The organism is Bradyrhizobium sp. P2_E8, from assembly GCF_056403875.1.
The window spans coordinates 1-10,336 of record NZ_JBFUES010000346.1 but is presented as its reverse complement, the minus strand read 5'-3'; the positions used below and the strand labels follow the sequence as shown (position 1 = coordinate 10,336).

The 10,336-nt window shown below is 65.2% G+C and carries 8 protein-coding genes and 2 pseudogenes; 4 read left to right on the top strand and 6 right to left on the bottom strand.

Features of this window, described 5'->3' with window-relative positions; translation table 11 throughout:
- The 6 genes and pseudogenes from AC1D00_RS19860 to AC1D00_RS19835 form a co-directional block, all read right to left on the bottom strand.
- Positions 1 to 1,801: gamma-glutamyltransferase family protein (locus AC1D00_RS19860; RefSeq protein ID WP_477011828.1), on the bottom strand; the 1,801-nt coding region annotated here is incomplete at its 3' end.
- Positions 1,802 to 1,888: 87 nt separating this feature from the next.
- Complete coding sequence (locus AC1D00_RS19855) at positions 1,889 to 2,878, bottom strand: ABC transporter ATP-binding protein (protein WP_477011827.1); 990 nt, start codon at positions 2,876 to 2,878, stop codon at positions 1,889 to 1,891.
- The gene (locus tag AC1D00_RS19850; protein ID WP_477011826.1) at positions 2,875 to 3,861 is read right to left on the bottom strand and encodes an ABC transporter ATP-binding protein; all 987 of its coding nucleotides are present in this window, start codon (positions 3,859 to 3,861) and stop codon (positions 2,875 to 2,877) included. Before AC1D00_RS19850 ends, AC1D00_RS19855 begins: the two co-directional genes overlap by 4 nt.
- A gap of 13 nt (positions 3,862 to 3,874) precedes the next feature.
- Positions 3,875 to 4,846: an ABC transporter permease gene (locus AC1D00_RS19845; RefSeq protein ID WP_135172369.1), complete on the bottom strand. Its 972-nt coding sequence runs from the start codon at positions 4,844 to 4,846 to the stop codon at positions 3,875 to 3,877.
- Positions 4,847 to 4,856: 10 nt separating this feature from the next.
- Positions 4,857 to 5,837 carry an ABC transporter permease gene (locus tag AC1D00_RS19840; RefSeq protein ID WP_477011825.1) on the bottom strand — a complete coding sequence of 327 codons (981 nt, stop codon included), beginning with the start codon at positions 5,835 to 5,837 and terminating at the stop codon, positions 4,857 to 4,859.
- A gap of 105 nt (positions 5,838 to 5,942) precedes the next feature.
- Positions 5,943 to 7,182 (bottom strand): annotated as a pseudogene (locus tag AC1D00_RS19835) (ABC transporter substrate-binding protein).
- 400 nt (positions 7,183 to 7,582) lie between these two features.
- Between AC1D00_RS19835 and AC1D00_RS19830 the strand changes: the two are divergent.
- From AC1D00_RS19830 to AC1D00_RS19815, 4 genes and pseudogenes are all read left to right on the top strand, one after another.
- Positions 7,583 to 7,840: a DUF6489 family protein gene (locus AC1D00_RS19830; RefSeq protein WP_135172372.1), complete on the top strand. Its 258-nt coding sequence runs from the start codon at positions 7,583 to 7,585 to the stop codon at positions 7,838 to 7,840.
- Positions 7,840 to 8,640: an esterase/lipase family protein gene (locus tag AC1D00_RS19825; protein ID WP_404554129.1), complete on the top strand. Its 801-nt coding sequence runs from the start codon at positions 7,840 to 7,842 to the stop codon at positions 8,638 to 8,640. Before AC1D00_RS19830 ends, AC1D00_RS19825 begins: the two co-directional genes overlap by 1 nt.
- A gap of 47 nt (positions 8,641 to 8,687) precedes the next feature.
- The gene (locus tag AC1D00_RS19820) at positions 8,688 to 10,238 is read left to right on the top strand and encodes a WS/DGAT/MGAT family O-acyltransferase (protein ID WP_027543977.1); all 1,551 of its coding nucleotides are present in this window, start codon (positions 8,688 to 8,690) and stop codon (positions 10,236 to 10,238) included.
- A pseudogene (locus AC1D00_RS19815) lies at positions 10,198 to 10,336 on the top strand (alpha/beta fold hydrolase); the annotation flags it as partial. The gene AC1D00_RS19820 and the pseudogene AC1D00_RS19815, both read left to right, overlap by 41 nt.

Sequence of the window (10,336 nt, the reverse complement as noted above, 5' to 3'; positions counted from 1 at the left end):
GTCCTGCTGCGTAGCCCTGCATGCCGCGCGGATTGGCGGCAGCGCGGCGGCGCACCCCGACGCGGGAGGCCGCGGTGAGGCGGCCTTCGGACCAGTCGGGGCCGATCTCGACGATATGCCCGCGCTCGCGCAGATTCTCGATCGTCGCCTTCGGCACGCGGTTCTCGACCACGAGCACGCCGGGGCGCGCGGTGCGCGGCCAGAACGAGATCGGGAAGTGCTCGGAGTGCCAGGCCGGCGCGTCGATCGCTTCCTGGAGATTGAGATTGCAATGGACGTGGCGCAGGAAGAATTGCGTGATCCACTGATCCTGCTGGTCGCCGCCCGGCGAGCCCCAGGCGAGATACGGCTCGCCGTCGCGCAGCGCCATGGTCGGCGACAGTGTGGTGCGCGGCCGCTTGCCCGGCGCGAGCGCCGCCGGATGGTCTTCCTCCAGCCAGAACATCTGCGCGCGACTGCCGAGGCAGAAGCCGAGCTCCGGAATGATCGGCGAAGATTGCAGCCAGCCGCCGGATGGTGTCGAGGAGACCATATTGCCGGCCTTGTCGATGATGTCGAAATGCACGGTGTCGCCGCGTACCTCGCCGAAGCGTCCGACCGTCGGCTCGCCGGCGCCGAGCGCGCCGACCGCTTCGCGCTGGCCTTCGGCGCGCCGCAGCTTGACGACCCCGCCAAAGCCCTCGACCGAGCCGGGGCGGAAGTCGAGCGAGGCCTTGTCGGTGACGAGCTTGCGGCGCTCGTCGTTATAGGCATCCGACAGCAGCGTCGCGATCGGGATCTCGCTGAACTTCGGGTCTCCGTAGAACTTTTCGCGGTCGGCGAAGGCGAGCTTGGCGCATTCGATCTGGAGATGGATGAATTCCGGCCCGGTCGGGTCGAGCCCGTCGAGCGCAAAGCCCTTGAGTAGCGCGAGCTGTTGCAGCGTGACCGGGCCCTGGCTCCAGACGCCGGCCTTGCAGACGGTGTAGCGGCCATAGTCGTAGGTGAGCGGCGCCTCGATGGTCGGCTGCCAGCGCGCCATGTCGTCGGCCGAGAGAACGCCGCGATGCGGCGAGCCGCTGACGTCCATCACCTCCTGCGTGCGGCAGAATTTGTCGATGGCTTCCGCGACGAAGCCGTGCGACCAGGCCCTTCGCGCCCGCTCGATCTCGGCGTCGCGGCCACCGTCGCCGCTCTCGGCCTCGCTGAGAATGCGGGCGTAGGTCGCGGCCAGCGTCTTGTTGGTGAAGAGCGTGCCGGGCCTCGGCACTTCGCCATTGGGCAGGTAGACCGCGGCCGAGGTCGGCCAGTGCTTGCGGAATAGCTGCTCGACGGTCTGGATCGTGGCGCAGGCGCGCTCGACCAGGGGATAGCCATCGCGGGCGTAGGAGATCGCGGGCTCCAGCACGTCGCGCACGCGCATCGTGCCGTAGTCTCGCAAGAGCATCATCCAGGATTCGAAGGTCCCGGGCACGCAGGCGGCGAGCAGGCCGGTGCCCGGCACCATGTCGAGGCCTTCGCTCCTGTAATGCGCGATGGTGGCGCGCGCCGGCGCCGGGCCCTGGCCGCAGATCACCTCGGTGCGGCCGCGCTTCACATCGTGCACGATAACAGGCACGTCGCCGCCGGGGCCGTTCAGATGCGGTTCGACCACCTGGAGCGTGAACGCTGTGGCGACGCCGGCATCGAAGGCGTTGCCGCCCTTTTCCAGAATAGCCATGCCGACGGCGGTCGCGATCCAGTGCGTGGTGGCGACGACCCCGAACGTGCCCTCGATCTCGGGGCGCGTCGTGAAGGGATCCGGATTGACGTTGCTGGCCATGGGATTACGTTACCTTAGTTGTGGCGCGCGCAATTGATCACAGGCGATGCCGTGCCGCCAATGCGCAGGCCGCATGGCACGCGCGCGTCACGCCGGTACCGGCGCGGTGTTAACCGCATGGCAGGYGACGCCGCCGATCAGTTCCGGGGCTTCCTTGCGGCAGAGATCGAACGCCAGCGGACAGCGCGGATTGAAGGCGCAGCCGGGCGGCGGATTGATCGGATTCGGAATCTCGCCCTTGACCGGAATGCGCTGGCGGCCGCTCATCGCAAGATCGGGCACGGCGCCCAGCAGCATCTTGGTGTAGGGCATGCGCGGGCGGGCAAACAGCTCACGTCCTTCCGCGATCTCGACGATGCGGCCGAGATACATCACGCCGACGCGGCTTGCCATGTGGCGGACAACCGCAAGGTTGTGGCTGATGAACATGTAGGTCAGGCCGAACTTGTCCTGGAGATCGCGCATCAGGTTCAGGATCTGCGCCTGCACCGAGACGTCGAGCGCCGAGGTCGGCTCGTCGCAGACGATGAACTCGGCATCGGAGGCAAGCGCCCGCGCGATCGCGATACGCTGGCGCTGGCCGCCGGAGAATTCGTGCGGAAATTTCAGCCGGTCGTCGGGATGCAGGCCGACGAGGGTGAGCAGCTCGCCGACGCGCGCCTGGATGTCGCGCTCGCCCTGGATCAGGTCGAAGGCGCGGATCGGCTCGGAGATGATGGCATCGACCCGGAAGCGCGGGTTCAGGCTCGCATAGGGATCCTGGAAGATCATCTGGATGCGGCGGCGCAGCTTTCGCCGCGCCGGCGCCTGCCGCGGGTCGGCCATCGAGACGCCGTCGATCTGGACGTCGCCGGAGCTCGGCGGCAACAGGCCGACCACCATCCGCGCCACCGTGGTCTTGCCGGAGCCGGACTCGCCGACCAGCGCAAAGGTCTCGCCCTTCCTGATGTCGAAGGTGACGTTGTCGACAGCCTTGAGATATTCGAGGTGCCCGCCTTCCAGAACGCGGTTGAGCCAGGGCTTCGAGACGTCGAAGACGCGGCGCAGATTTGTGGCCTGGACGAAAGGGGCGCTCATGCTGCGCTCTCCGCCGGCACATCGTCATAGAGATGGCAGGCGACCGACTGCGCGCCCCGCGGAAGCGGCTCCGGCCGATCGACACGACAGCGGTCGAATGCGAACGCGCAGCGCGGATTGAACGAGCAGCCGCGCGGAATCGCCGACAGGCGCGGCATGGAGCCGGGAATCTGCACCAGGCGCTTGTCCTCGCCCGCGAGCGTCGGGATCGCGCCCATCAATCCTTTCGCGTAGGGATGCAGCGGGTTCCTCACGACGTCCTGTACCGGACCGATCTCGGCAACGCGGCCGGCATACATCACTGCGACGCGGTCCGAGGTTTCCGCGATCACGCCCATGTCGTGGGTCACCAGCATCACCGCGGTGCCGTGGTCGCGGCCGAGCCGCTTGATCAGCGAGATGATCTGCGCCTGCACGGAGACGTCGAGAGCCGTGGTCGGCTCGTCCGCGATGATCAGCTCCGGTTCGGCGCAGATCGCGAGCGCAATCACCACGCGCTGGCGCATGCCGCCGGAGAACTCGTGCGGATAGCCATCGATGCGCTTTTCCGGCGCGGGAATCCCGACTTCGGCGAGCAGGTCGATGGCGCGGCGGCGGGCCGCCTGTTCGGACAGATTGAGGTGGGTCCGGATCGTTTCCACGATCTGGTCGCCGACCCGGTACAGCGGATTGAGCGAGGTAAGGGGATCCTGGAAGATCATGCCGATGCGTTTGCCGCGGATGCGGCGCATCTCCTCCGGCGGCAGCTTGTCGATGCGCATGCCTGCGAGATGAATCTCGCCGCCGGCGATGCGGCCCGGCGGATCGATCAGGCCGATCACCGAAAGGCCGGTGACGGATTTGCCTGCACCGGATTCACCGACCACGCCGAGCACCTCGCCTTTGGCGATGTTGAAGGAGACGTCGTCGATGGCGCGCAGCGTGCCGCGGCGGGAGGCGAATTCCACCTGAAGATTACGTACGGAGAGAACAGGTTCGGTCATGGGCGACGCACACTCATCGAAGTTTTGGGTTGAGCGCGTCGCGCAGCCAGTCGCCGAGCAGGTTGATGGAGAGGATCAGCGCGGCGAGCGCGAGCCCCGGGAAGGCGACGATCCACCATTCGCCCGCGAACAGATAGTTGTTGCCGATTCGGATCAGCGTGCCGAGCGAGGGCATGGTGTCGGGCAGGCCGACGCCGAGGAAGGACAGCGTCGCCTCGGTGATGATGGCGAGTGCGAGGTTGATGGTGGCGATCACCAGGATCGGGCCCATCGTGTTCGGCAGCACGTGCCGCAGCATGATCACGGGAGCGGGCAGGCCGATCAACTGCGCGGCGGCCACGTAGTCCTTGTTCTTCTCGACCATCACGGAACCGCGCACGGTCCGGGCATAACCCACCCAGAAACTCAGGCCGATCGAGATCACCAGCACCACCAGCATGCTGGTGGCATCCAGCCGGTTGCCGAGGATCGATTTCGCGATGCCATTGACCAGCAGCGCGATCAGGATGGCGGGGAAGGTGAGCTGGACGTCAGCGATTCGCATGATCACGCCGTCCACCGCGCCGCCGAAATAACCGGCCATCAGGCCGAGCGCGATGCCGAGCGCACCGGCAAAGATCACGCCGGCCACGCCGACGGCGAGCGAGATACGCATGCCGTAGAGGATGGCGGAGAACACGTCACGGCCCTGCTCATCGGTGCCGAGCAGGAACGGGCTCTGGCCGTCGGCGGTCCACAGCGGCGAAATCCGCGAGTTCATCAGCTGAAGCTGCGCCGGATCGAACGGGTTCTGGACCGCGAGCACGGATGCAAAGATCGCGAGCAGGAAGAACAAGACCGTGATGGCGGCCGCAACCATGGTGAGCTTGGAGCGGCGGAAGGAATAGAAGACGTCGCTGTCGAGCGCGCGGCTGAGCCAGCCGCGGGCGGCGCGCGTCGGCTGCGTGCTCTGCTTGTCGGAATTGGAGACGACTGCGTCGGACATGCGGGCTGCCTTATGTCGCGCGGCCGACGGTCGAGCGCAGGCGCGGATCGACCACGGTGTAGAGGATATCGACCACCAGATTGATGGTGACGAAAATCAGCGAGACCATCAGCAGGTAGGCGGCCATGATCGGGATATCGACGTTTTGCACGGCCTGGACGAACAGAAGTCCCATGCCCGGCCACTGGAACACGGTTTCGGTGATGATCGAAAATGCAATAACCGAGCCAAACTGGAGCCCGGCTACCGTAATCACGGGAATGAGCGTGTTCTTCAGCGCGTGGCCGAAATGGATGGCACGGGTCGAGAGTCCCCGGGCGCGGGCGAAGCGGATATAGTCGGTTCGCAGCACTTCCAGCATCTCCGCGCGCACCAGCCGCATGATCAGGGTCATCTGGARCAGGCCGAGCGTGATCGAGGGCATGATCAGCGCCTTCAGGCCCGACAGCGTGAGCAGGCCCGTCGTCCACCAGCCGAGCCTGACCACCTCGCCGCGGCCGAACGAGGGCAACCAGCCCAATGTCACCGCGAACAGATAGATCAGGAGGATGCCGATCAGGAACGTCGGCAGCGAGATGCCGATCAGCGAAACCGCCTGGAATAATTTGGCGAGCGCGGTGTCGCGCTTCAGCGCCGAATAGACGCCCATCAGGATGCCGAACACCATTGCAAATACGGTCGCGCAGATCGCAAGTTCCAGCGTCGCGGGCATGCGCTCCATCAATAGCGTCGAGACCGGCTGGCGGAACTGATAGGAGATGCCGAACTTGAACTGCGCGGCGTCGCCGAAATAGCGCACGAACTGCACCGGCACGGGATCATCGAGGCCGAGCGACTTGCGCACGGCTTCGCGTTCGGCCGCCGACGTGTCGATCGAGACGATCTGGTTCACGGGATCGCCGGCGAATCGGAACATCGAGAACGCGATGATGCCGACGGCGAACATGACGCCGATAGCCWGAACGGCGCGGCGAAGAGTGAAAGCGAGCATTTCTTCCACTGTCCTTGGGTGTGCTTGCAGCCGACGTCTTTGTCAGCCGGAAAAAGGAAAGGTCCCGGAAGCCTGACGCTCCCGGGACCTTGTGTTCAACTGACGCTATTCCTTCTTGGTCGCCCAGTGGAACATGACCAGGTTGTCGGCGCGCTGCGGCAGGTTGACCTTCTTCGATACGCCCCAGGCCAGCGCCTGCTGGTRCAGCGGGATGTAGGACCAGTCCTTGTTGCCGATTTCGTAGGCCTGCTTGATCAGCTGGTTGCGCTTGGCGGTGTCGGTTTCGACCAGCACCTTGTCGGTGATGGCGTCGAACTCCTTGTTGCAGTAGCCGCCGAGATTGGCCTCGCCCCGCGAGGATTTCGCATCGTCGCGGCAGCCCATGATGTCAAAGAGCACGTTGTGGGAGTCCATCGTGCTCGGCGTCCAGCCGAGCATGTAGAACGAGGTCTGGTAGCCGCCTTGCTTCAGCACCTTGGCGAAGTACTGCGCCTTCGGCTGCGCCAGCAGATTGATCTTGACGCCGATGCGGGCGAGCATGCCGACGACGGCCTGGCAGATCGCGGCGTCGTTGACGTAGCGATCGTTCGGGCAATCCATGGTGACCTCGAAGCCATCGGGATAACCGGCCTCGGTCAGGAGCTTCTTGGCGCCGTCGGGATCGAATTTCGGCCGCGTGAACTCCTTGGACAGTATGAACAGCTCCGGCGCGATCATCAGCGCCGACGGCGTCGCCAGCCCGCGCATCACGCGCGTCTTCGATGATGAAGGGACCGGTGCCGTTCTCATGAAGCGAGGCGTAGCTCGGCGTGGTCGCCGCCACCGGCGTCGGGTCGACGACGTTGTTCTCCTCGGCCCATTTCTTGTCCATGATGTACCAGACATCCCACGCGTTATGCAGGATGGGGTTGGGCGAGGGCAGGACGAAATCGACGGTGTAGTCGTCGACCTTGACCACCTTGACGTCGGGCGCAAGGCGGGTCTGCATGTTCGACCCCTTCTTGCGGACGCGATCGGCCGAGAACACCACGTCGTCGGCGGTGAAGGGGTCGCCGTTGTGGAATTTCACGCCCTTGCGCAGGTGGAAGCGCCAGCGGGTCGGCTCCGGGGTTTCCCAGCTTTCCGCCAGCGCCGGAATGATCTTGAGGTCTTTGTCGCGCGCGGTGAGGCCTTGATAGACGTGACCGAGATGGGCGTGGGTGGTGCTCTCGTTGAGCGTATAGGGATCGAGCGACTTCAGGTCACCCTGGTTGGCATAACGTAGCGTCTGGCTCGACGCCGGCGAGACCGCCAACGCAAGCGTACCGGCGAGCGTCGCCGCAAACAGAGTCCGTCCGACTGACATTCTTAACCCTCTCCACTCTGCCGCGCCGTGATTTTTTGATTGTTCGGCGGGGCTGATCGATCCATGTTGCCCAGAGTTCACGACCCGTGCAAGCGCCATTCCAGCAAGGAACGCGCCAAGTTGCACCGCTGTGCAGCAATGCTGACCGGCAATCTAGGGGAGGTCGGCGCGCGAATGACATTCGACTTTCGACCTGTGAAGTCCCGGGATAAAGGGAAACTGGCCCTGTCGGCCGTTGGCGTCTCGGCCGTCCGCGCTGCGGTCGCGGCCGAGCGATCTGATTGACCATACCCGCCGATTGCGGGAGCCTGCGCCCCGCAGCGCGTCCGAGGTCGCTTGCGTTGCACACCGTGTCGCGGCGATACTCCGTCAGACTGCTCGAATCTCATCCGGAGGGGACATGAAAGTTAACATCGAAATCGACTGCACCCCCCTCGAGGCCCGTCAGTTCTTCGGATTGCCGGACGTCTCGCCGATGCAGATTGCCGTCATGGACAAGCTACAGCAGCAGGTCCTGAGCAATATCGACAAGGTCTCGCCGGAATCGCTGATCCAGAGCTGGTTCACTTTCGATCCGAAGATCGCCGAGCGGTTTCAGGACATGTTCGTCACCATGGCCGGCCTCGGCGGAACGCGTAGCAGCGACAAGAAGAAATAATGGCGCCCGGGCGGGACGGGCCGCAACCGTCAGACCGGCTTCGTCCGCCGGGCCTTGGTTTGCTGCTCGCCGAAGCCCGCGGGCTGTTCGAGTTCAACGCCAGCCTGCTGTTGTCGCCGGTCCTGATGCGCGCGCCCAGGGGTGACGGCCATCCGGTGCTGACGTTGCCCGGCTTTCTCGCCAGCGATCTTTCGATGGCGCCGATGCGGCGCTATCTCAGTGAGCTCGGCCATGAGGCACATGCCTGGCGGATGGGCCGCAATCTCGGCGGACTGGGGCGGATGCGGGAGGCCCTTCGTGCCCGCCTCGCCGAGATCCACGCCGCGACGGGGCGCAAGGTCAGCCTGGTCGGATGGAGCCTCGGCGGCGTCTATGCCCGCGATCTCGCGCTCCAGGCGCCCGACATGGTCCGTTACGTCGTGACGCTCGGCAGTCCTTTCGCCAACGATGTGCGGGCGACCAATGCCACGCGGCTCTACGAGGCGCTGTCCGGCGAGCGGGTCGATGATTTTGCCGACCTGCGCGAGGCGATCGCCGGCGATCTGCCGGTGCCGGCGACGTCGATCTATTCCCGCGCCGACGGTGTCGTGAACTGGCGGACCTGCCTGTTGCGCCCTTCGGACCGGGCCGAGAACATCGAGGTGCACCTGGCGAGCCATATCGGGCTCGGCGTGAACCCCGCAGCGCTGTGGGCCGTGGCGGACCGGCTGGCGCAACCGGAGGGGGAATTCTCGCCATTTGACCGGGCAGGGCCGTTTGCCATTGCATATGCCCCGCCGGAGCGGGCAATATCGGCCTGACGAGAAGCGCCGTCCAAGGCGCCCGTCAAATCTTGCGGGAGGGAACTATGGCTGACGGTAAGAAGCTGTCGTCGCTGGATGCGTCGTTTCTCTATCTGGAAACGCCGGAAATGCCGATGCATGTCGGCAGCATGGCGATCTTTCGCCTGCCCGACGATTACAAGGGCGACTTCTTCGAAGACTTCAAGGCGATGATCGTCTCGCGCCTGCACATCGCGCCGATCCTGAAGGCGCGGCTGGAGAAGGCGCCGCTCGACATCGATCATCCCTCCTGGGTCGAGGACGATCAGTTCGACATCGACCGTCACATCTTCCGCGCCAGCCTGCCGCAGCCGCGCGACCGCGCCACGCTCGAGCGCATCGTCGGCTGGATGCACGCCAAGCTCCTGAACCGCGCCCGCCCGCTCTGGGAGTTCTACGTGTTCGAGGGCATGAAGGACAACGAGGTCGGGCTCTATTCCAAGATGCACCATGCCGCCATCGACGGCGGTGCCGGTGCGGCGCTGACCAACATGATCTACGACATCTCGCCGATCCCGCGGAAGGTCGATCCGCCGGCGGCGGGAGCCAAGCCCGGACAGGAGCCGCGCGACATCGCCGCCAACCTGCTCGATTCCTACCAGCAGCTCTTCAGCCAGCCGCTCGATGCTTCGGCCGCTGCGAAGAACCTGCAGCTGCCGCGCACCGGCAAGAGCGACATCGGCTCGATCCTGTTCGACAATGCGATGTACCAGATCGAGAGCGCGGTGCGCTTCGCCGGCAACATCCCGACCGTGCTCAAGAGCGTGTCCGACGTGCTCGGCAAGGTCGCCGATCCGAAGTCGCGCGAGAGCCTGGCCAGCATGGTGTCGCCGCCGACCATGCTCAACAAGACCATCTCCTCGGAGCGCAGCTTCGCCGGCGTGTCGATCCCGCTGTCACGGGCGAAGGCGCTGGCCAAGCAGGCCGGCGGCAAGCTCAACGACGTCGTGCTGGCGCTCGCCTCCGGCGTGGTCCGCCGCTATCTCCAGCAATACGGCACGCTGCCGGCGAAATCCTTGACCGCCGCCGTGCCGATCTCGCTGCGCGAGGAAGGCAACACCGAGGCCAACAACCAGGTGTTCGGCATGATCTGCGCGATCGCGACCAACATCGACGATCCCAAGGCGCGACTGGAGGCGATCATCGCGCAATCGACCAAGTCCAAGGAGATGTCGCATCCGCTGCGCGCCCTGATGCCGCAAGTGTCCAACATCTCGATGCTGGGTGCGCCGATCATGGTGCAGATCCTGGCGCTGCTCTACAGCCGCTCGAACCTGTCGGACGTGCTGCCGCCGGCCGCCAACATCACGGTCTCCAACGTGCCCGGGCCGCGGCAGACGCTCTACGCCGCGGGTGCCGAACTGTTGCACATCTTCCCGGTGTCGATCTCGACGCACGGGCAGGCGCTCAACATCACCGTGCAGAGCTATCGCGACCAGCTCGATTTCGGTTTCATTGTCGGCGCCAACATCATTCCGCATGTGCAGGTGATGTGCGACATGCTGCCCGAGGAGTTTGCTGCGCTGGAGGCGGCCTATGCGCCGCCAGCGGCCGACGTCAAGGGCGCTGCTGAGTAGGAATGTCCCGATGATCGAAATGCCGCCGCTCAAGTTCGTGCAGACGAACGGAATCCGCATGGGTTATTACGAGGCCGGTCCGGTCTCCGACACCCCGC

Bases quoted from the DNA above. Each gene is read 5' to 3' on its own strand.
- AC1D00_RS19850 (WP_477011826.1), bottom strand. From the start codon at position 3,861: ATGACCGAACCTGTTCTCTCCGTACGTAATCTTCAGGTGGAATTCGCC.
- AC1D00_RS19820 (WP_027543977.1), top strand. From the start codon at position 8,688: ATGGCTGACGGTAAGAAGCTGTCGTCGCTGGATGCGTCGTTTCTCTAT.
- AC1D00_RS19830 (WP_135172372.1), top strand. From the start codon at position 7,583: ATGAAAGTTAACATCGAAATCGACTGCACCCCCCTCGAGGCCCGTCAG.
- AC1D00_RS19845 (WP_135172369.1), bottom strand. From the start codon at position 4,846: ATGTCCGACGCAGTCGTCTCCAATTCCGACAAGCAGAGCACGCAGCCG.
- AC1D00_RS19825 (WP_404554129.1), top strand. From the start codon at position 7,840: ATGGCGCCCGGGCGGGACGGGCCGCAACCGTCAGACCGGCTTCGTCCG.